General features: G+C 43.5%; 17 protein-coding genes. 8 read left to right on the forward strand and 9 right to left on the reverse strand.

From position 1 onward, the window contains the following. Nucleotides 1–181: 181 nt before the first annotated feature. Together GCHA_RS20730 and GCHA_RS20735 are read left to right on the forward strand one after the other, a co-directional pair. Nucleotides 182–1,246, forward strand: coding sequence for an efflux RND transporter periplasmic adaptor subunit (locus GCHA_RS20730; RefSeq protein WP_007991862.1), 1,065 nt, complete (start codon nt 182–184; stop codon nt 1,244–1,246). A gap of 5 nt (nt 1,247–1,251) precedes the next feature. Further along, a complete protein-coding gene (locus tag GCHA_RS20735) occupies nt 1,252–4,362 on the forward strand; it encodes an efflux RND transporter permease subunit (protein WP_007991864.1) in 3,111 nt (1,036 codons plus the stop codon). 216 nt (nt 4,363–4,578) lie between these two features. Here the strand turns inward: GCHA_RS20735 and rpoD are convergent, their stop codons facing one another. From rpoD to rpsU, 4 genes are all read right to left on the reverse strand, one after another. Then, on the reverse strand, nt 4,579–6,420 hold the full coding sequence (gene rpoD, locus GCHA_RS20740) for an RNA polymerase sigma factor RpoD (protein WP_193362843.1): 1,842 nt from the start codon (nt 6,418–6,420) through the stop codon (nt 4,579–4,581). A 145-nt stretch (nt 6,421–6,565) separates the two neighbouring features. Then, the gene (dnaG, locus tag GCHA_RS20745; RefSeq protein WP_007991868.1) at nt 6,566–8,332 is read right to left on the reverse strand and encodes a DNA primase; all 1,767 of its coding nucleotides are present in this window, start codon (nt 8,330–8,332) and stop codon (nt 6,566–6,568) included. 153 nt (nt 8,333–8,485) lie between these two features. Continuing rightward, nucleotides 8,486–8,929, reverse strand: a complete 444-nt coding sequence (locus GCHA_RS20750; RefSeq protein WP_007991869.1) for a GatB/YqeY domain-containing protein — start codon at nt 8,927–8,929, stop codon at nt 8,486–8,488. An 84-nt stretch (nt 8,930–9,013) separates the two neighbouring features. Next, entirely contained in the window at nt 9,014–9,229 is a 216-nt protein-coding gene (gene rpsU, locus GCHA_RS20755; protein ID WP_006991319.1) for a 30S ribosomal protein S21, read from the reverse strand. 219 nt (nt 9,230–9,448) lie between these two features. On the opposite strand from rpsU, the gene tsaD reads away from it, so the two are divergent. Beyond that, entirely contained in the window at nt 9,449–10,462 is a 1,014-nt protein-coding gene (gene tsaD / locus GCHA_RS20760) for a tRNA (adenosine(37)-N6)-threonylcarbamoyltransferase complex transferase subunit TsaD (RefSeq protein WP_039992885.1), read from the forward strand. Nucleotides 10,463–10,519: 57 nt separating this feature from the next. On the opposite strand, the gene plsY is transcribed toward tsaD, so the two are convergent. Then, a complete protein-coding gene (plsY, locus tag GCHA_RS20765) occupies nt 10,520–11,122 on the reverse strand; it encodes a glycerol-3-phosphate 1-O-acyltransferase PlsY (protein ID WP_039992886.1) in 603 nt (200 codons plus the stop codon). Between the two features lie 76 nt (nt 11,123–11,198). On the opposite strand from plsY, the gene folB reads away from it, so the two are divergent. The 4 genes from folB to GCHA_RS20785 are packed head-to-tail and all read left to right on the forward strand — an operon-like array spanning nt 11,199 to nt 13,260. After that, on the forward strand, nt 11,199–11,558 hold the full coding sequence (gene folB / locus GCHA_RS20770) for a dihydroneopterin aldolase (RefSeq protein ID WP_007991872.1): 360 nt from the start codon (nt 11,199–11,201) through the stop codon (nt 11,556–11,558). Beyond that, nucleotides 11,555–12,073: a 2-amino-4-hydroxy-6-hydroxymethyldihydropteridine diphosphokinase gene (folK, locus tag GCHA_RS20775; protein WP_007991873.1), complete on the forward strand. Its 519-nt coding sequence runs from the start codon at nt 11,555–11,557 to the stop codon at nt 12,071–12,073. The genes folB and folK overlap by 4 nt, the downstream gene beginning before the upstream one ends. Further along, nucleotides 12,070–12,870 (forward strand): undecaprenyl-diphosphate phosphatase, encoded by an 801-nt coding sequence (locus tag GCHA_RS20780; RefSeq protein WP_007991874.1) that lies wholly within the window; start codon nt 12,070–12,072, stop codon nt 12,868–12,870. Before folK ends, GCHA_RS20780 begins: the two co-directional genes overlap by 4 nt. A 24-nt stretch (nt 12,871–12,894) precedes the next feature. Further along, nucleotides 12,895–13,260 carry a histidine triad nucleotide-binding protein gene (locus tag GCHA_RS20785; protein WP_007991875.1) on the forward strand — a complete coding sequence of 122 codons (366 nt, stop codon included), beginning with the start codon at nt 12,895–12,897 and terminating at the stop codon, nt 13,258–13,260. Between the two features lie 67 nt (nt 13,261–13,327). Here the strand turns inward: GCHA_RS20785 and GCHA_RS20790 are convergent, their stop codons facing one another. Both GCHA_RS20790 and GCHA_RS20795 read right to left on the reverse strand, forming a co-directional pair. Next, the gene (locus tag GCHA_RS20790; protein WP_007991877.1) at nt 13,328–15,301 is read right to left on the reverse strand and encodes a putative bifunctional diguanylate cyclase/phosphodiesterase; all 1,974 of its coding nucleotides are present in this window, start codon (nt 15,299–15,301) and stop codon (nt 13,328–13,330) included. 67 nt (nt 15,302–15,368) lie between these two features. Next, nucleotides 15,369–17,051 (reverse strand): DUF8614 domain-containing protein, encoded by a 1,683-nt coding sequence (locus GCHA_RS20795; protein ID WP_007991879.1) that lies wholly within the window; start codon nt 17,049–17,051, stop codon nt 15,369–15,371. A 269-nt stretch (nt 17,052–17,320) separates the two neighbouring features. On the opposite strand from GCHA_RS20795, the gene GCHA_RS20800 reads away from it, so the two are divergent. Next, nucleotides 17,321–18,157 carry an HDOD domain-containing protein gene (locus tag GCHA_RS20800; protein WP_007991881.1) on the forward strand — a complete coding sequence of 279 codons (837 nt, stop codon included), beginning with the start codon at nt 17,321–17,323 and terminating at the stop codon, nt 18,155–18,157. A 104-nt stretch (nt 18,158–18,261) separates the two neighbouring features. Here GCHA_RS20800 and rdgC read toward each other — a convergent pair whose 3' ends face one another. Next, nucleotides 18,262–19,167: a recombination-associated protein RdgC gene (gene rdgC / locus GCHA_RS20805; protein WP_007991883.1), complete on the reverse strand. Its 906-nt coding sequence runs from the start codon at nt 19,165–19,167 to the stop codon at nt 18,262–18,264. 92 nt (nt 19,168–19,259) lie between these two features. Next, nucleotides 19,260–20,993 carry a sensor histidine kinase gene (locus tag GCHA_RS20810; protein WP_007991885.1) on the reverse strand — a complete coding sequence of 578 codons (1,734 nt, stop codon included), beginning with the start codon at nt 20,991–20,993 and terminating at the stop codon, nt 19,260–19,262. Between the last annotated feature and the right edge of the window lie 225 nt (nt 20,994–21,218).

Below are 21,218 nucleotides of genomic sequence, written 5' to 3' on the forward strand. Positions count from 1 at the left end.
AACCGAACAGAATGCGATGAGTTACCTTACTTTTCAGTTCAATAACTTGATTGAATAAAAAGTGTAAGAAAGCGTAAATCTTGCTAAGTAAGTGCAACAATTTAACGTAGTATCAGGCCAAATCACGACTTTAGTCGTAGAAAACATACACTCAGAATTTAATAAATAAAAAGGTTTCTCCATGCCCAAAGGAATTTCATTTTCACCTATTTTAATTGCACTGATTTTGGCCAGTGGCTTATTGATATATTTATATCTGCCAGTTGATACAGAGCAACAGCAGAAAAAATCAATTGCGACGCCAGTGACTGCATATACTGTGTCAGAAGTGAAATTCCCTGTCGTGGTTGAAGCCTTAGGTACAGCTAATGCGAACGAATCCGTTATGCTAACGGCGCAAAAATCAGACATTGTACAGAGCATTGAGTTTGACGATGGAGACTTAGTCGAAAAAGGACAATTATTAATTAAACTGAGTGATCGCGAAGAGCGGGCTCGGTTGAATGAGTTAGATATCAATTTACAAGAAGCAAAGCGTCAGCTAAAGCGAATTGACAACTTGGCGCAAAAAAGCGTTGCTTCAAAACAGTTATTGGATGAACAAGAAGCCAACGTAAAAGCATTAAAAGCCCAGCTAGAAGTTGCAAAAGCGCAGTTGGAAGAGCTAGAACTTCGCGCACCTTTCAGCGGTTTACTAGGCGTTCGTCAAGTGAGCTTGGGGGCGCTTGTGATGCCAGGTGACTTGATAGCCACGCTAGATGATTTACACATAATTAAAATGGACTTCACTATAGCTGAGTCACATTTGCCTAGTGTACGCAAAGGACAGCAAGTGTCTGCTACGTCAGCTGCTTACCCTGGCGAAACCTTTGAGGGGGAAATATCAAGCATTGCTTCTCGAGTCGACCCTGTTACCCGCGCAATCCAAATTCGCGCCATCATCGATAACAAAGATCTAAAACTTCGCCCTGGCATGTTACTTCAAATTAACCTTGAAAAAGACATTCTCAATACGTTGACGTTACCAGAGGGAGCATTGGTGCCGATTGAAGATAAGCAGTTCGTATTCGTGATCAAGGGCGACAAAGTTGAGCGTCAAGAGGTAAAAGTTGGTTTACGTAAACCTGGTATTGCACAAATTACTTCTGGCTTAAAAGAAGGCGATCAAGTGGTGATTGAAGGCGCACTTCGGTTACGAGAAGGATCGGTTGTTAACGTGTTATCCACGCATACATCGCAAGGATAAAATAAATGTTGTTATCTGATATTTCCATTAAACGCCCAGTATTCGCATCCGTTGTTAATTTACTGTTGGTGGTATTCGGTATTGTTGCCGTTACCTTTTTGTCATTGCGCGAATACCCAGATGTTGATCCTCCCATCGTCTCGATTAACACGACTTACACAGGTGCATCAGCGGCCATTATCGAAAGCCGTATTACTCAATTATTAGAAGATCGCATCAGTGGCATTGAAGGGATCAAAAATATTGAGTCGACCAGCAGAAACGGTCGCTCTTCTATTGATGTTGAATTCAACCTTTCAAGAGACATCGATGCTGCATCAAACGATGTGCGTGAGCGGGTCAGTCGCGCGTTAAATAACTTGCCAGACCAGGCAGATCCCCCTGAGGTTTCTAAATCTACCTCAGATGATGACGTCATCGTTTGGTATAACCTACGTAGCGATAACATGAGTGTCATGGAGTTAACTGACTACGCTGATCGTTATCTTGTTGACCGGTTATCTGTAGCGGAAGGGGTGGCTAATGTCCGTTTAGGAGGGGGCCGCAGCTATGCTATGAAGGTATGGCTAGATCGCAATGCGATGGCAGCAAGAGGAATTAGCGTCGCCGATATCGAGCAGGTAATTCGTGCTGAGAACGTAGAATTGCCAGCGGGTGAAGTGCAATCTAATCAACGTGATTTTGACGTGCGCGTTGCGCGCAGTTATTTAAGCCCTGAAGACTTTTCGAAATTGCCCGTTAAAGCGGGAATAGACGGATACCTAATTCGTTTAGGCGAAGTGGCCACCGTTGAGCTTGGTGCCGAAGACGACGAAACCGAGTTTCGCGGCAATGGCGTAAATATGATTGGTTTGGGGATAACGAAACAATCTAAAGCCAATACCTTAGAAGTTGCACGAGCAGCCCAAGCGGCAATCGATGAGATTAAACTAACGCTGCCCGATAATATCTTTATTGTGCCAAGTTATGACTCCTCGGTATTTATCGAAGCCTCCATAAACGAAGTGTATGAGACATTAGCCATCGCAATGCTGATGGTTGTACTGGTGATTTACCTTTTCTTGGGCAATGTGCGAGCGACTATCATTCCTGCGGTTACCGTACCTGTGTCTTTGGTGGCGGCATTCACTGTGATGTACGCACTAGGTTTCTCAATTAACCTACTTACCTTGTTAGCACTGGTTCTAGCAATTGGCTTGGTGGTGGACGATGCCATCGTCGTACTTGAAAACATTTCGCGGCGCATTGAGCTAGGCGAGCCACCTTTGCTAGCAGCATATCGTGGCGCACGGGAGGTCGGTTTTGCGGTTATCGCCACAACCTTAGTGTTAATCGCGGTATTTGTTCCACTGGTATTTTTACAAGGCAATATAGGGCGATTATTTACCGAATTCGCTTTAGCGATTGCTGCAGCGGTCGCATTTTCAAGTGTGACCGCATTAACGCTTATTCCTATGTTGAGTTCTAAATTACTGACAAAAAGTAAGCGTACAACTGGCTTAAATAGCTGGATGAATAAATCATTCACCAAATTTGAAGGAAGCTATTTTAAGGTGCTTGGGAAAACCATCCACCAACCCATTTTAATGGCGTTACTCATTTTAGTGAGCGTGGTCGGCTTGCTGCGTTTGGTGGAAATTCTGCCTAGCGAATTCGTCCCTAAAGAAGACCGCGGAAACTTCTTTATTCAGATTCAAGCGGCAGAAGGGGCTAGCTTTAAAGAAAACAGCCGAAGTATGAAAAAGGTAGAGGAAATTATTCTGCCTTATTTAGACAGTGGTGAAGCAACTCGTGTGTTAGTGCGCTTACCTGGGTTTGGTAGCAGTGCAGGTATCGCCATTGTAGGTACGCCAATTGGCGACGATAAGAAGCGTTCAACGTTTGAATTAATGGACGAAATCAGTAAAAAGCTGTCTGTTATCCCAGATGTAAGAGCCTTCGCTATTATGCGTTCTAGTCTTGGTGGGCGAGGGGTTGGCCGGCCTGTTCAGTTTGTTCTGCAAGGAAACACCTACGAAGAGCTGGTGGGGTGGCGTGACAAGTTGCTTCTTAGTGCCCAAGAAAACCCTAATCTATTGCGCCTCGATTCTGACTATAAAGAAACCCTGCCGCAATTATTGATTAATATCGATACTGAGCGGGCAGCAGATTTAGGGGTTTCGGTTAGTGATATAGGCACCACGCTTGAGACCATGTTGGGACAACGTCGTGTATCAACCTTCTTAGATCGCGGACAAGAATATGACGTGATACTAGAAGGACGCCGCGAAGACTACCGAAGCCCCCAGAGTATTGACAACTTGTACGTACGTTCCTTTAGAACCGGCGAGCTTATCCCTATGGACAACTTGCTTAAGGTTGAAGAACGAGCTACGTCATCGCGCTTAAATCGCTTCAACCGTATGCGCAGCATTACCATTAGTGCAAACCTCGCTGAGGGATACACAGTGGGCGAGGCACTAGCATATTTGAACAACATTGTTGCTACCGAGTTGCCTGAAGGCGTATCAGTTGATTACAAAGGCGAATCTCAACTTTATCAAGAATCAGGAAATTCTATTATTTTTATCTTCTTGATGGCGTTGGTTATTGTGTATTTGATCCTAGCTGCTCAGTTTGAAAGTTGGGTCCATCCTTGGGTCATCATGCTGTCTGTGCCATTAGCGCTGGTCGGCGCATTCATTGGGCTTTATTTTGCTGGCATGACGTTGAATATTTACAGCCAAATCGGCTTGGTAATGTTGATAGGGCTTGCGGCTAAAAATGGTATTTTGATTGTAGAATTTGCGAATCAATTACGAGATGCCGGCATTGAATTTGAATTAGCGCTTAAGCGCGCGGCAATGCTGCGTTTACGCCCGATAGTCATGACTAGTTTCACCACCGTATTTAGCTCTCTTCCTCTGGTATTTGCCAGTGGTGCTGGTTCAGAGAGTCGAACTGTTATCGGTATGGTGATATTTTCTGGCGTGCTGGTGTCAACCTTATTGACGTTGTTCGTTGTTCCTACAGCCTACTATTGGTTAGCACGTAAAACAGGCTCACCACTGACAATAACCCACAAGTTAGAAAAACTAGAAGAAGAAATTCCCTACGTTAAGGGTGACGATTTCTAGTTTTTAACGAACGAATCAATAGAATAAAAAGCGGCTGAAGTTTCATTCATGCCGCTTTTTTTATGTTTGAATAACGGCAATTTAAAGTGAAGGCGTGCAGCCAAATGCCAAACATTTTTAAAACTCAGAGCAAAAAAAAACGGATATTAAATCCGGTTTTTTTTGCGTACGGTTCATAGGCTAACGATAAGTCGTATCATCAACCATATGATATCACTACTCGTCTAAGAAGCTTCGTAGCTGCTCAGAGCGGCTAGGGTGGCGTAATTTACGCAAGGCTTTAGCTTCGATTTGACGGATACGCTCACGCGTAACATCAAACTGCTTGCCCACTTCCTCAAGGGTGTGATCGGTATTCATGTCAATACCAAAACGCATTCTCAATACTTTTGCTTCACGGGCAGTTAAGCCAGCTAACACTTCTTGAGTGGCGTTTTTCAAGCTGCCACCAGTGGCAGAGTCAAGAGGTTGCACAATCGTGCTATCTTCAATGAAGTCACCTAAATGTGAATCTTCATCATCGCCGATTGGGGTTTCCATTGAGATTGGCTCTTTTGCAATCTTCAGCACCTTACGGATTTTGTCTTCAGGCATTAACATGCGCTCTGACAATTCTTCAGGTGTTGGCTCACGACCCATTTCTTGCAACATCTGACGAGAAATACGGTTCAGCTTATTGATTGTCTCAATCATGTGCACTGGTATACGAATAGTACGTGCCTGATCCGCAATTGAGCGTGTGATAGCTTGGCGGATCCACCAGGTTGCATAAGTTGAGAACTTGTAACCACGACGGTATTCAAATTTATCAACCGCTTTCATCAAACCAATGTTACCTTCTTGGATCAGATCCAAGAACTGTAAACCACGGTTGGTGTACTTCTTCGCGATTGAAATAACCAAACGTAAGTTCGCTTCAACCATCTCTTTTTTCGCACGACGCGCTTTCGCTTCACCGATCGACATACGACGGTTAATGTCTTTAATATCCGCAATGATTAAGCCGGTTTCTTCTTCAACGGCATTCATTTTGCCGATGCTGCGCTCTAACTCTTCTTGATGAACTTTAAGTTCTTCAACATAAGGCGCGTCAGATGCCATGATCTCGTATAGCCAATCCGTGCTGGTTTCATTACCAGAAAAGGCTTTAATAAAGTCTTTCTTAGGCATTTTAGCTGCGGCAACACAGTGCTTCATCACGATACGTTCTTGTACGCGAATGCGATCCATCATGCTACGCATGTTCTTAACCATACGGTCAAACTGCTTAGGCACCAAACGGAACTCTTTAAAGATTTCGCTTAATTCATCGATTTCTTTACGCGATTTAGCGTGAGAGCGGCCTTCAGAAGCAATTACATCGCGGGTTTTTTCGTATTGAACACGCAGCTCAGAAAACTTCTCACGGGCCTCTTCTGGATCTGGACCTGTGTCTTCTTCTTCTTCGTCTTCATCATCGCTGTCGTCGCCATCATCGTCTTCATCTTCCAACTCTTCTTCGGATAACTCAGAACCAATGTGTGTGGCAGTAGGGGCTATGTTGTCTGCTTCATTAGGGTCAACAAAACCAACAATAATGTCACTCAAGCGAATTTCTTCTGCTTCGTACATATCCCACTGATCAAGCAAGTAGGTAATCGCTTCAGGGTATTCTGCAACAGAACACTGAACCTGATTAATGCCTTCTTCAATGCGTTTGGCGATAACAATCTCGCCTTCACGGGTTAATAGTTCAACCGTACCCATTTCACGCATATACATACGTACTGGATCGGTTGTTCTACCAATCTCGCTCTCGACCGTTGCTAAGGCTTGGGCGGCGGCTTCCGCGACTTCTTCATCAGTTGTGGTTTCTTGCATCAAAAGTTCATCGGAATCAGGAGCGTTTTCAAACACTTTGATCCCCATGTCGTTGATCATACGGATGATGTCTTCAATCTGATCCGAGTCAACTATGTCTTGAGGCAGGTGATCATTTACTTCGGCAAAGGTCAAGTAGCCTTGTTCTTTACCTTTGGCAATGAGGAGTTTTATCTGCGACTGCTTGCTTTGCACCATATACCTTACACTTCTCGATTTGGGTTAAAATTGCACCCTGAGAACGAATTAACGGGCTCAAAATGCTAAATACTTTGCTTGGGCTCGAGGCTGTAGCGAATTAGCCAGTATAGCAGACTCGACTACCCTTGGGCTAGATGTTGGGTCATTTTTGTTCTTTTACAAGTAGGTTCAACTCTTGTTTTTCATCAACACTGAGATTTCCCAGGCGCGCTTTTGACATCAATTCGTCCATTCTACTTTTAAAGTGCCAATCGAGTAGTTTGGCGAAGCTGTCTTTAAATACCAAAGCTTGGTTTTCTTCGGCGTATTCCCAGCCGAGTAACTTGGCTAAATTTTTACTTTGCGGATGATGTCTAAAGTGCTCCAACACTTGGGCCGTATTTGCATTCGGTTTGCTTAAACAGAATTCAAATAGTTCGGTTAAAAAGTCTAGCCCAGGTACTTGCATATCACCGAGTGCGGCGGGGTTGGTTTGCTGGCATTCAATCGCAATTCTCGGTTGATCAAGTAATAATCTGATCATCATTCTCACTGGAGAAATCTTGGCTTTATTCAGCGCGGTAAAATCCAGCTTAGCCCCAGCTTTATGTTGATTAGCTTTAGCTACGTCTTGCTCTAGCCTGTGACGGTTTCTATCGCCCATATGGGTGCTTAATTCAGACGTCAAAATGGCCCGTTGATTCTCACCCAATATTTGCTCAATCAATGGCATGGCTTCGGCTTTTAACGCTGCTTTGCCTTCTGCACTGCCTATATGGTGACGTTGGAGCAAATTATCAAAGAAAAATTTAGATAAAGGGACTGAGTCGCTAACCAATTTTTGTTCAAACGCTTCTTTGCCTATCTGGCGTACTAGGGTATCTGGGTCTTCTCCGTCGGGTAGAAATAAAAATTTCATCTCTACACCATCTTTTAGATAGGCTAGGGCGTTCTCGAGTGCTCGCCAAGCAGCCTCACGGCCCGCACGGTCACCGTCATAACAACATACCACTTCACTGGTGGTACGAAATAGCATTTGAATATGTTCAGGCGTTGTAGCCGTGCCTAAAGACGCGACAGCGTATTTGATATCAAATTGGGCTAAGGCAACCACGTCCATATAGCCTTCAACAATCATGATCCTAGGTAAGTTACGGTGCGCCTGTTTTGCTTGATAAAACCCGTAAAGCTCATTGCCTTTATGGAAAATACGCGTTTCCGGTGAGTTTAAATACTTTGGAGTGCCGTCACCCAGTACACGGCCACCAAAGCCAACAATACGGCCGCGTTTATCGCGAATAGGGAACATAATCCGCTCGCGAAAAAAGTCGAATCTACGACGGTTATCGTTTTCAGTAATTAATTTTAAATCAAGTAACTGCTGCTGCGCTTCAGGTGTGCGTCCAAAAGTACTGAGTACTGCATCCCATTCAGTTGGCGCGTAGCCTATACCAAATGCTTTGACGACCTCTCCACTTAGGCCTCGCTTTTTTAGATAATCAATAGCGCGGTCTTTATCACTGTGCACTTTAAGCTGATGAGAAAAGTAGCGCGATATCGTTTCCATTAACTCGTAATCGTCTGCCTTTTGCTGCTTTTGCTCAGCAGTTGGGGCGGGCGTTGAGCTTTTTTCTCGTGGCACATCAACACTATGGTACTGAGCAAGCTCTTCTATCGCTTCAGGAAACTCAAGGCGATCATATTCCATCAAAAAAGAAATAACATTGCCGTGGGCGCCACAACCAAAGCAGTGATAAAACTGTTTGTCTTGGCTTACCGTAAAAGAAGGGCTTTTTTCATTATGAAATGGGCAGCACGCTTGATAGTTTCTACCTGCTTTTTTGAGTTTAACGCGGTTATCTACGACCTCAACAATATCGGTACGAGCGATTAAATCATCAATAAATTCACGAGGTATACGGCCGTTCATGTCAAATTCTCAATCTGTTCTTGCATAGTATGAGGAATGCAAAAAGCACTATACTTGGTCTGCATAAACAAACAAGCCGCAAATAAATGCGGCTTGATTACGAAGGGTATTTGGGCGCCTATAGATTACTTTAGGCGACGTTAAGGGGTCTAGCTAAGCTAGCTTGGCTTTTATTTGACCGCTTAATTTTCCCATGTCAGTTCGACCTTGTACTTTAGGTTTCAACCAAGCCATTACTTTACCCATATCTTGCATTCCGCTCGCTTGTGTCTCGACCATCGCTTGGTCAATCAAGGAGCTAATTTCTTCTTCGCTCAAAGGTTGAGGCAAAAAAGTCTGCAAAATATCAATTTCAGCAAGTTCTACGTCAACTAAATCTTGACGATTGGCTTGTTCGAACTGACTCGCAGCGTCTTTTCTCTGTTTTACCATCTTAGTAAGCAGAGCAATGACATCGCTGTCGTTGAGCTCAATACGCTCGTCAACTTCACGCTGTTTAACCGCTGCTAACGCCATACGAATAGTGCCAAGACGAATTTTGTCTTTAGCGCGCATTGCGTCTTTTTGGGCATTTTTTAAATCATCTAACAAGGACATGAAATTGACTCGAAGAAATACTTAAAATGAACCTAAGATAAAACTGCAAAGGGTGTTTAATACGTTAAACACCCTAGGAGAGAATTAGTACAATCTGATGCGACGTGCGTTTTCGCGAGACAACTTCTTCAAAAGACGTTTTTTAGCAGCTGCTTTCTTACGCTTACGTTCCCAAGTAGGTTTTTCAAAAAATTCGCGACGACGAACTTCAGAAAGAACACCTGCTTTTTCACATGAACGTTTAAAACGACGCAACGCTACGTCAAATGGTTCGTTTTCTCTAACTTTAACGATTGGCATTAAAATCTCACCTCAAAAATAAATACTTTGTCTGCCAGCGCAAAAAATAACCGGCTCGGTTAAAAATGGTGCGGAATTTTAATCATATACGCTAACAATGTAAAGACCCGATATGGGAAATATTGGATTAGTCACCGATTATTCACTCTAATATGGTGAAATCATCATGAGAAAGGTAGAATGCGCGGCCTAACCACAACTGGGAACACCACATCTACTATGCGCGTTATTGGTATTGAAACATCTTGCGATGAAACAGGCATTGCAGTTTACGATGAACATCAGGGGCTATTATCTCATCAACTCTATAGCCAAGTAAAGTTACATGCTGATTATGGTGGTGTGGTGCCTGAATTGGCGTCTCGTGATCACGTACGCAAAATTGTCCCTTTAATTAAGCAGGCTTTGCTCGATGCAAACTGCACAAAAGAGGATATAGATGGTATTGCTTTTACCAAAGGCCCTGGACTTGTTGGGGCCTTGCTTGTTGGCTCATCGGTAGCGCGAAGCTTAGCGTTCGCTTGGGGTGTACCTGCGGTGGGGGTGCATCATATGGAAGGCCATTTATTAGCGCCGATGTTAGACGAACCTGCACCAAAGTTTCCTTTTGTGGCTTTATTAGTTTCCGGTGGGCATTCGATGATGGTGCGCGTAGATGGTATCGGGCTGTATGAAATTTTAGGGGAGTCAGTAGATGATGCCGCGGGCGAAGCATTTGATAAAACCGCTAAGTTACTTGGGCTTGATTACCCAGGCGGGCCCTTATTAGCTAAAATGGCCGAACAAGGGGAAGCGGGGCATTATAAGTTTCCTCGTCCTATGACAGATCGCCCCGGCCTTGATTTTAGTTTCAGTGGCTTAAAAACCTTTGCCGCTAATACAATTCGTAGTTCAGACCAATCAGCACAAACCAAAGCCAATATTGCTTATGCGTTTCAAGAAGCAGTGGTCGATACGCTAGCAATTAAATGTAAACGGGCGCTTAAACAAACAGGGTTGAAACGCTTAGTGATCGCTGGCGGAGTAAGTGCTAACAAACAGTTGCGTGTTGAGTTTGAAAGCATGATGAAAAAACTACAGGGTACCGTATTCTATCCGCGCTTAGAATTTTGTACCGACAACGGGGCAATGATCGCTTACGCTGGCTTAAAAAGGCTTAAGGCTGGTGAGCAAGAAGGGTTAGCCACTAAAGCACAACCTAGGTGGGCGCTTGACGAGCTAGAAGCTATCTAAGCGCGATGTTGTACCTCCCAAGGGTTATAAGTAGGCCGTAACCTCGGCCTACTGTGACTATTCTTTTGTCCTGCCTTTATCCCAAATCTTGCTTTCTTGACCTTGGAGTAAGCGAATAATATTTTGTTTGTGACGTACGATAATAAGAATGCATAGCATGGTAACAGGGACGGTATAGGCTGGTTTTACAAACCAAGTAATAATGGGAGCGATAGTGACTGAAATAATCGCCGCCAGTGATGAATAACCCGTAATGAAAATAACCACCAACCAGCAGGTTAATAGAATACTGCACAGCTCCCACCCTAGCGGCAACATAGCACCGATGGCAGTCGCTACGCCTTTGCCTCCTTTGAAATTAAAGTACAGCGGGAATATATGCCCCAAACAGGCAGCCAACCCAACAAACCCTAGGGCAATAGGCGATAAGCCCAAAAAGTAGCCGACATACACTGGAATTGTGCCCTTTAGCACATCGAAAATAAACACTAAAGCAGCTGGCAGCCTACCGCCAATGCGCAATACGTTCGTCGCTCCTGGGTTGTTAGAGCCTGCTTTGCGCGGATCAGGCAGGGCGAACATACGGCATATAAGAACCGCGCTCGATATGGAGCCTAATAAATAAGCGCTACAAAAGATTAAAATGCTAAGTGACGTCATGTACTTATGTTCTGTAAACGGGGTACAATTCACCAAGATTACCTTAAAATTTAACCAATAACAGCGCGGATCTTTCATGGATAAAATTTACATTGAAGGCTTAGAGGTGCAATCTCTAATAGGCGTGTACGATTGGGAACGGGATGCGACACAGCGATTGCTGGTCGATATAGTGTTATTCAGCGATTTACAAAAACCAGCTTATAGCGACGATGTCGAAGATACGCTCAATTACGCAGAGGTGGCTGAGGCCATCACACAGGTTGCGAAGCAAAGCGAATTTGCGCTCATCGAAGCATTAGCCCAAGCGATGATCACTCAGATTTTCACGCAGTTTCCTGTGCAAAAAATCACATTGAAATTAAGCAAGCCAGATATTTTAGCCGATGCGCAAAATGTTGCGGTTGAATTCACGCGTGAGCGAAAAGACACATGAGTGCACAAGCACCTCAACATCTAATTTTCATCAGTGTCGGCAGTAACATTAATCGAGAGCAGCATATTAATGCAGGTCTTGATGCTATGTACGCTGCATTCGGTGAACTCACGCTATCCTCGGTTTATGAAAGCAAGTCAGTGGGCTTTGACGGTAATAATTTTTACAATTTAGTTGTACAAGCTAGCACTGAACTTTCAATCGTCGAGGTGGTAGAACACCTAAAGACAATCGAAACACAAAACCTGCGTACCCGAGAAAGCAAAAAATTTGCTCCGCGCACCTTAGACCTCGATTTACTGACATATGATGACGTCATTATTCAAGCACCGATGGAACTTCCTCGTCCGGAGATCCTCTACAATGCGTTTGTGTTACAGCCCTTAGCGGAAATTGCACCTGAGGTAGAACATCCGCTGGCCAAAAAAAGCTATTTTTCCTTGTGGCAGCAATACGACAAATCGCAACAACAGTTATGGCCTATCAAATTTACATGGAGCGCTAATCGCCAATGACTCTCACCGAAATTATTATCCTTGCTATTATCCAAGGGATCACCGAGTTTTTACCTATTTCAAGCTCAGCTCACCTTATTTTACCGTCTGTGTTACTGGGCTGGGAAAACCAAGGCTTAGCCTTTGATGTCGCCGTTCACGTGGGCAGCTTATTAGCGGTTATGATTTACTTCCGTGGTGATATTGGCCGTATGCTCGTTGCCTGGTTCGGCTCTGGTTTTAGCAAAAACCAAACCGACGATAGTCGATTAGCATGGTGGGTGATTATCGCCACGATCCCGGCGCTCATCTTCGGCTTTGCGGGTAAAGCCTTTATTGAAGAATATGCCCGTTCTGCACTGGTGATTGCCTGCACAACGATCGGCTTCGGTTTGTTGCTTTGGTATGCTGATAAAAAAGCGGCCTTAAATAAACATATTTACGACATGACATGGAAGAGCGCACTGATTGTAGGTATGGCTCAAGCCATAGCATTGATCCCTGGCACATCACGCTCTGGCATCACGATGACAGCAGGGTTAATGCTCGGGCTTGATAGAGAAAGCGCTGCGCGTTTCTCGTTTCTACTGTCAATCCCCGTTATCCTGGGTGCGGGTCTATTAGCGACCTTAGATTTAGTCAGTGCCCCTGACGCAGTAGACTGGAATGCGCTCATCGTTGGGGCAGTTCTATCCTTTGTGAGCGCCTATGCGTGTATCTACTTGTTTTTAGCATGGATCTCACGCATTGGTATGTTGCCTTTCGTTATATACCGCATGTTACTTGGCGTAATCCTATTATTGTTTGTTTTCGCATAATCATAATGAGAAAGGAGCTTTAGAATGAGTGAAACGATTTTTACTAAAATCATCAACAAAGAGATCCCCGCAGAGATCCTTTATGAAGATGAAATCTCATTGGCGTTTAAAGATATAAACCCTCAAGCGCCTATGCACTTTTTGGTAATACCAAAAAAAGCCATAGCAACGATTAATGATATCGATAAGTGCGATCGAGAGGTAGTAGGGCACCTTTCGTGGGTCGCAGCGCAAATATTAAAAGAGCATGGATTAGCAGAGCAGGGGTATCGCACTGTGATGAATTGCAATGAATACGGCGGGCAAACCGTTTATCACATACATTTGCACGTGCTGGCCGGTAAGCCGCTTGGTTGGCCGCCCTATAGTGATAAATTGAAAATCGAATAGCCATTCGATTTAGCCCCAAAAGACAAAAAGCGAAGTGCAGACTTCGCTTTTTTTATGAGTTGGTTTTCTACAAGGTTGTTAATGTCGAATTGTCTTGGGTTAATTTAACGCATGGATTCTTAATGAATTGCAGTACATTTTTTTCTGGTATCGGTTTTGAAAAGTAAAATCCTTGAGAAAAATGCACCCCTAAACCCTGCAAAATAATCGCTTGCTCTTTTGTTTCAACTCCTTCCGCCACCACCAAGTAATCAAACGCGTGGGCTATATTGACCACAGCTTGCACTATGGCTAATCCACTTGAGTCTAAACGGCTGACAAATGAACGATCTATTTTTACCGTGTTGACTGCTAAATCCTGCATGACGGATAAAGATGAATATTCCGTACCAAAGTCATCAATTGAGACTTTAATCCCTCGACTTTGCAGTATTTTAATACGGGCTATCATGATGTCTTTATCGAACGAGAAGACCGATTCAGTGATTTCTAAATGCAGTAAATTGGCTGGCAAACCACTGGTGAGCAACGCTTCCTCAACGATAGTAATAAAATCTTCTGATTGTAATTGGCTCACTGATACATTCACGCTGACGGCAATAGGTTTGGGCCAAGACGCAGCAACAAAGCATGCTTTGTTTAACACCCAAGTACCGATTTTGCGTATTAAACCGTGTTGCTCAGCAATGGGAATAAACTCCGCAGGAGAAATATGCTCTTGCTCTTTTTGCCAGCGCAGCAAGGCTTCAAATGCGCAAATCTCGCTATTATCTGAGGCCATGATTGGTTGAAAAGATAAGCTAAGCTCTTTCTTTTCAATGGCTCTTGCGAGGCCGTCTTTTAGATACTGCTCACGAACGAGTTTATCACCTAGCTCTTTTGAGAATACGCCGGAGGTAGAGATAGCGCGTTTCTTTTGATAATACATAGCCATATCGGCGAGCTGAATAAGCTGCAATTCATTGTCAGCATGCTGCGGATAAAGTGAAATGCCTATTGTTGCACCTAGTGAAAGCTGGGTATTTTCGAACAAATAGGCTTGGGAAATGTGTTCTATCAAATTCTTTGCTTGCGCAACGGCAGATGCTTGTTGCGTATTAGGCAGAGCAATTAAAAATTCATCACCTCCCCAACGACATAATAATTGCTGGTCGAGACAGTGCTCTTTTAAACGCTGAGCCGTTTGGGTCAGTATTTGATCGCCCGCGTCATGGCCTATTGTATCGTTAATTTTTTTGAAACCGTCTAAATCAATGAACAACAGCGCCATAGGTTGGTGTTGCGTCACGCAGTGCTCAAGAGTGAGTTTCACATGATTGAGAAATGCGGTTCGATTATACAAGCCGGTAAGTGGGTCGAGGTTGGAAAGCTCATAGATTTTCCGAGTCCGCTTTTCTACTTGCGCTTCCATATGTTCGACTAATGAGGCATTTTCATTTTTAAGAAGTATCGCTCTGGAGGTAAATTCTGCGGCTTTTTTAGCACTGATACTCATCACTAAGCCAAACGATAAACCTAAAACGCCCAGCACTTGTCGATAGTCATCATTTGAGAGTAATAAGGCAATTGAAAATGGCACAAGTAGGATAAACGAATATGAAATGGTGGTTTTTTTATGGGCGGCTAATACACTAGCGGCACCGCCAGCCATGGCTGCTACAATGATAATGGTACTGGCTAATTCAACTGTATTGGCCGACGCATATACTTTTAAACAGTAAATGCACCACATAAAAGCGGTTATAAACGTACCGCTTATAAAGCGAAGAGTTGCACGGCGACCGTTATAATCAGTGCCTTTTTGTTTCGTTCGCCACCATAACGAATCAATCAGACGCACACTAATAATGGCGAGCATTACCCACCACCATGCATGTTTAAATTCAACTAGGTTGGTATTATCAAAGGCAAAGACCAGCATAGATGCTGCAAAAATAGAGACCAGAATGCCGCCTATGCTGTTTTGGTACAGCAGTTCAGCGGCATCTTTTTCAGTACTTTTTACAAGAGATTGATTGCTGTTAATAGCCTTTACTTCCAAATATCTTACGTAAAGGTAAATCTAGCACAGCAATTAAAATCTATCGTATAAAAAACAAGCTATTAAGTTATTGCGTATTTAACTTAAGTATATTTTTACCTTGCTTAAACGTGATATCGACTGGGATCTCGGCCTGAGTTAAGCGAGCTAAATCCGCAAGCAGGCCAGGTTTAATCACGCCTTTATCTGATACTAGCTTGCTTACTCCAGCGTAATCACCATCGCCCTGTAAGGTTAATATTAGACGAGATAATGCATCTATGGCTTCACTCATTTTCGCCATATTGACTTTATAAAGACCGTCAGCATTGCGACTAAATGCGCCATATTCTTGGAAGAAATTGAAACGGATCATGTTTGCCTTGCCGTGTGCGGAACTTGCACCAAAGCGTACTGAACGGAAAATTCCCGCCATAAAGGTGGTGTAATAATCTTCAAGGGTGCCTTCGCTAATCACGCCTTTTTCCAATAATTGGCTAACCATGTACAAACCTAGAATGTCAGCTTTACCTTCTTCTAACGCTGAAGCATGTTCTTTCAAAGCTTGGCGAACCGTTCCCTTATTGTTGATAGTGTTTTTGACGCCTAATCCATGAGCGACCTCATGAAACATGGTATTGGCGAAAAATGCGTTAAAGGTAATGTTACTTCTTTGCTCTGGCACGATCAGTTCATTGGCAATAGGCACTAGAATGTTTTCAAACTTTGCTCGCATCGCATTTTTTAATTGTAAGCGTCGTGTGCCTTTTTCTAATTGCACTTGCTCATCATTAGGTAAATTTATTGCGATGGTTTTGCTGCCGGCATTTGAGTGTCCCGCATAGTAAATGACATCGTATGCATTCAAATCTGCGTTTGCACCGGGCATTTCTTTTTTGTATGCGTCACTAACCGGAAGGTTCGCTTGTAACTCTGGTAGGAAAGCGGCGTATTTGCTCAGGCGTTCACTCCAACTAAGATCTTTTAAGAGCACGTAAGCTTCAAATGCGGCTCGATAACCAAATAATTGGTCTTCATATGTTTCGATAGGGCCAATGACCAATTCGATGGAGTTGTTTTTCATGTCCATCCACGCAAAGTCAGATGCTTGATACTCGTTTGACAGCAGCGCTTTGGCGCGTAAATTGAGATAGTGAGCAAATTCGGCGTCATCAGCTAACGTCGCCGCTTTATTTAAAAGAGCCGCCGCCTTTTGTAATGGCTCAGAAAAGTACTCGGCATAAGGCACCGAAGCAAGTGAGCCATCTTCATTGCGCACTACCATAGAGTACAAACCTGTCTTATCGGCGAACTGGCTTTGCTCGAACTCGTCTTTTGTCATGTTTTGAGGATAAAACTGAGCACCTAACGGTTTTTCTTTCGTGTTAGTTAAGAAAGGTTTATCGCCATTTAGTCTGTCCCAGGGGCCATAATTGATCGCAGCAAATTTTTGCACATCGTTATCTGCGATACGCGCTAAAAACTGCGCTTTATCGCTGCCGTAGGCTTGCTGCCAGAATAAATCATCCATTATCTTGCTGGCGTCTATCAGCAGGCTTAGCATTTTCTTTTGGTTGGCTGACAAAGAAGACAAATCAGCCGTTAATGGCACCGCTTGATATATATCTAAGCGATTCTCGCTATCAGGAAGAAGAGTGAGAGGCTGAGCCGCCGCTGCTGACCCTGGATTGGGCTTAGTTTGAGATGAAGTTGTACAACCTGTAGTGAGTACAGCGACGCACATGGCGCTGATAATGGATTTTTTCCACATAGTAAAACCTTTAAGAAATACAAAAGTAGTGAGTCTTTTAACACGCAATATCGCTAGAGTAAATTATCTGTAAACTGAGATATTTATAAAGACGGGTCGTGAAATGAAAATTCTATGTTAGGATTATTTGAACGACGTGGATGAAAAAGCAGAGACTGAAAAAGGTTAGCTTCGTCAATTATATCAAATGCTTGGATGCAGATTGGTGCTAGGTTGCTATAGTAAGTGAACTGGCTAAACAATGAGTGATACACACAATAGGTTGGAAAATGTCTACAGAGAACGCGCTATTAACCATCTTGGTCGAGAAAATAAACAACGATACCCTAGTCCTGCCAACGCTTCCGGCAATTGCGCTTAAAGTGCGTAAAGCTGCCGATGACCCGAATATAAATCTCAATGCGATGGCAGATGTGATTGGGCAAGACCCATCTCTTTCTGCGCGCATGATTAAAATATCGAACAGCTCGTACATGGGGCGCAGTGTTAAAGTAACCTCTACGTCTCAAGCTGTAACTCGTATCGGTCTGCGTCAAATTAAAAACATTGCCACCGCATTGGCCATGGAGCAGCTGTTCGTATCTAAAAACGACATTGTTAAAAATTACTTAGATAAAGTGTGGCAACAAAATTTAAAAGTGGTTGCAGCGTCTATGGCTGTGATGCAGCTTCATATCAAGGAAACGAAAAACCGTACACTCAACCTAGACACTATGACTTTGGCTGCATTGGTACACAATATAGGCGTATTACCGATTCTTACGGAAGCGGAGCGTCACCCTGAGGTGTTTGCTAATCCTACGTTTTTGAATGTAGCAATTGATAAATTAGCGGGGCGAATTGGTGCTAGCATCATGCGTGAATGGGGCTTCGAACAAGAGTTTGTTAATGTCGCAGAGAACTGGCATGACATGACAGTACAAACGGATATGATTTCTTACCTTGATTTTACTCGGTTAGGCGCAGTTTTGGCAGGGCAGTTTGATTCTCAGAAAGATGCTTTGCTTAATTTAGCCGTGCAAAAAGGTATTTTAGCCGATCTATCTATCTTGCAATCTGAAGATTACCAAGAGCTGTACGATAGCGCTTCCGCTATTTTTGCTTAGCAAGCACAGTGATAGCGCGTTACAGCGCAGCTATATAGCAATAAGCCAGCATTATGCTGGCTTATTTCGTTTTGGCTTTCGCTACTTATTAACCTAGAGCGATATTATTCTTGGTCTTGCTGCAAGTTGAATATTTCTACCAAACGTTTTGAGAAACGTACAATCTCAGCAGACATCAACGCAAAATCAGCGTCCATTTTTGCCAGTTTGTCTTCTTTTGGTATATCGTCGTTTTGCTCAGTCATTACATCTGTGAATTTTAAGCGTTTAACCGCCATATCCTCTTGTAATAACGCACTAAACGTTTCGTCCCATTCAATAGCCACTTTTTGCAAGGTTTTGCCAGCGCTTAAATGGTTCATGATTTCTTCACTGCCAAGATCTTGGTTTTTGCAGCGTACAATCGCTCCGTCTTCTTCCATTGAGCGAAGTTCGGCTTCCTCGAGGATCACCACATCATTTGGTACCGCATCGTCGGTTAGCCAGTGAGTCAGCTCTTCTTGTACGCTTTGCTTGGCTAAAGGTACAACAGGTAACGAGCCAAGGGCCTTGCGCAGCATGGCTAAAAAGGTTTCTGCTTTGCCATCAGCACTGGCATCGACCACAACTAGGTTATCTTGTGTGGAAATAAAACCATGGCTAAAGCTGTTTTTGGTAAATGCTTGAGGCAATAAACGTTGAATAATTTCTTCTTTCATTTCTTGCTGGGCTTTCTTGCCCACATTTGAGCCTGTTTCGGCTTCTACCAACGCAACCTTGTCGGCTAATTCAGCATTTACAACAGCGGCAGGAAGAATACGCTCTTGTTTTTTTAACGTTAACCAAAACTTGCCGCCGGCGCTGTGCACTAGCATTTCGCCTTGGCCTACGGGAGATGTCCAACCCATAGTTGCAAGCTCCTGAGAGCCGCAAGGGCGGAATGGAAACTCGGCAAGTTTGTCTTGAATGTCTTCTTCAGTTAACTCTAAGGTTTGCGTCAGATGGTAAAGTTTAAGGTTTTTGAACCACATAAAATGAATGCCCGTTGATAAGAAATTGAAAACAATATCGGATAAATAAAAATGGCCGCTAGCCTAGCAGTCTTTAGCTAAAACTGCCAAACCTAGCGTTGAGAATGTAGCGGGATCGTCAGCACATATTGTAAGCCTTTGCCTGGCTCACTGAATACTTCAATATCGCCTTTCAGCGTTTGCGTTACCAAGTTGTACATGATGTGCGTACCTAAGCCACTGCCACCTTTTCCGCGGCGCGTGGTGTAAAAAGCGTCAAAGTGTTTTGCTAACGAATCCTGAGGCAGGCCCTTACCGTTATCACTGTAGTCGATTGTCAGTGTTTCAGGCTGTTGGGTGACTTTAATATCAATCGTGCCCTTACTCATGTCTTCAAACCCATGAATAATTGAATTCATCACCATATTGGTAAAAATCTGCGCTAGCATGCCTGGCGCACAAACAATCACCACACTGTCAGGGCAGCTAATGTTGATCACGTGCTGCGTTTTTTTCAGGCTTGGGGCTAATGATTGGATAATCTCATTAAGATATTCTTTGAGGTTAATTTCTCGCTCTGCTTCGCTCGCCTGATCCACCGCGACTTGTTTAAAGCTCGATATTAAATTCGAGGCTCGATTTAAATTGTTTGTCAGCAGAGTGATCGTTTGTTGGGCGTCAGACAAAAACGTGTTCATCGTGCTGCCGGTGAGTGTTTTTTCTTGGTAGGCTTTTTCTAACGTATTAAGCCTTTCTTGTAAAAAGCTGGTGGCAGTGACACCTACGCCAAGTGGGGTGTTAACATCATGGGCGATGCCAGCGACCAAACCGCCTAAAGATGCCATTCGTTCAGATTCTACCAGCTGATCTTTAGCCAATTGAAGCGTATCCATTGATGAGGCTAACTCATTGTTTCTTTTACGTAATTCATCTTCGATAAACTGGCGATTCTCGTTTTCTTGGCGCAGCTCCCGCTGATTGACAATAAGCTCATCTTTTTGTTGCTCTAAATCGAGCATGATTTTGCTTAACGTGGCCGTTTTCTTGGCAACTTCTTGTTCCAAAGAAATATTATGGTCATCAAGTAATCGGTTGGCGTCTTGCAGTTCAGCCTGAGCACCGTTAAGGCGTTTTTGAAAGTCAGCCATGCCGTCAATTAAACCGTTGTAGGCTTGCTCTAATAAGGTAAATTCGTTCTTGTCAGGCACATTCAAATGCAGTTTCGACGACTCTAGGTCGTCGATATCAAAGTCAGAAATTTGTTGGCGCAACTCGTTTAAAGGGTTCGTCAACATGGTACGAAAAGCACTCATAAACAAGAAAACTAAGAAGGCGGTTTTGATGATCGCATTACCAATCAAAAAGAAAATACCAACTTCGATTCGACTAAATATGATTTGCGCGCTGGAATATAAAGCGACGTCACCGACCAGTGACGTGCGCCCTGAAAATTCAAATATTAACGGGAAGCTATAACCGAACGTACCCCCTACATGATCTTGCACAACCCCTTTGATAATAGGAGAGTTAGGCTGTTCAGAGGTGCGCCCTAAATTTGCAATATATTGTCCATTCTCGTCACGAATTTGTACACCTTCAACAATAGGAAGCTCCATTAATCCGACGGCAATTGACTTGGCTTGCGCCATATTTAATTCCCACATTGCTCGGGTCAAACTGGTGCTGAACGTGTTTTTTAAGGTTTGTAATTCGCCTGCAATATGACTTTTAGCGTTCACATATTCGGTCACTATTTGTCCCGCTGTCACAATGACAGTCAATATGAAGTAAACCGATAGCACACGAGTCAAAAGTTTCTTTGATAAGGTGCTTTTTTCGTTAGTCATTTGCTGATCCGAGTAAGACATGAAAATTAAGAATATGCGCTCTAGATAAAATTAACAAGTGACTATTAATTCCTGCAATCTAGCTGTCACGAAAAGCAACTATCTGAATTTTCGCGGTTTATTTCTCTAATATGACAAAAAAATTGCGTTAGTTAAGTGTTTTAGGCAGGGTTATTACGCTCTTTATGGTAACTTTAATAAAAATGTCACAGACCTAACGAATAA

This window comes from Paraglaciecola chathamensis S18K6, assembly GCA_000314955.1.
In the GTDB taxonomy this organism is placed as follows: Bacteria; Pseudomonadota; Gammaproteobacteria; order Enterobacterales; family Alteromonadaceae; genus Paraglaciecola; species Paraglaciecola chathamensis.

Coding starts and splice junctions, on each gene's coding strand:
- GCHA_RS20750 (WP_007991869.1), bottom strand. CDS start 8,929: ATGTCCTTGTTAGATGATTTAAAAAATGCCCAAAAAGACGCAATGCGC.
- GCHA_RS20810 (WP_007991885.1), bottom strand. CDS start 20,993: ATGACTAACGAAAAAAGCACCTTATCAAAGAAACTTTTGACTCGTGTG.
- plsY (WP_039992886.1), bottom strand. CDS start 11,122: ATGACGTCACTTAGCATTTTAATCTTTTGTAGCGCTTATTTATTAGGC.
- rdgC (WP_007991883.1), bottom strand. CDS start 19,167: ATGTGGTTCAAAAACCTTAAACTTTACCATCTGACGCAAACCTTAGAG.
- GCHA_RS20730 (WP_007991862.1), top strand. CDS start 182: ATGCCCAAAGGAATTTCATTTTCACCTATTTTAATTGCACTGATTTTG.
- rpoD (WP_193362843.1), bottom strand. CDS start 6,420: ATGGTGCAAAGCAAGCAGTCGCAGATAAAACTCCTCATTGCCAAAGGT.
- dnaG (WP_007991868.1), bottom strand. CDS start 8,332: ATGAACGGCCGTATACCTCGTGAATTTATTGATGATTTAATCGCTCGT.
- GCHA_RS20800 (WP_007991881.1), top strand. CDS start 17,321: ATGTCTACAGAGAACGCGCTATTAACCATCTTGGTCGAGAAAATAAAC.
- folK (WP_007991873.1), top strand. CDS start 11,555: ATGAGTGCACAAGCACCTCAACATCTAATTTTCATCAGTGTCGGCAGT.
- GCHA_RS20785 (WP_007991875.1), top strand. CDS start 12,895: ATGAGTGAAACGATTTTTACTAAAATCATCAACAAAGAGATCCCCGCA.
- GCHA_RS20795 (WP_007991879.1), bottom strand. CDS start 17,051: ATGTGGAAAAAATCCATTATCAGCGCCATGTGCGTCGCTGTACTCACT.
- tsaD (WP_039992885.1), top strand. CDS start 9,449: ATGCGCGTTATTGGTATTGAAACATCTTGCGATGAAACAGGCATTGCA.
- GCHA_RS20780 (WP_007991874.1), top strand. CDS start 12,070: ATGACTCTCACCGAAATTATTATCCTTGCTATTATCCAAGGGATCACC.
- folB (WP_007991872.1), top strand. CDS start 11,199: ATGGATAAAATTTACATTGAAGGCTTAGAGGTGCAATCTCTAATAGGC.
- rpsU (WP_006991319.1), bottom strand. CDS start 9,229: ATGCCAATCGTTAAAGTTAGAGAAAACGAACCATTTGACGTAGCGTTG.
- GCHA_RS20735 (WP_007991864.1), top strand. CDS start 1,252: ATGTTGTTATCTGATATTTCCATTAAACGCCCAGTATTCGCATCCGTT.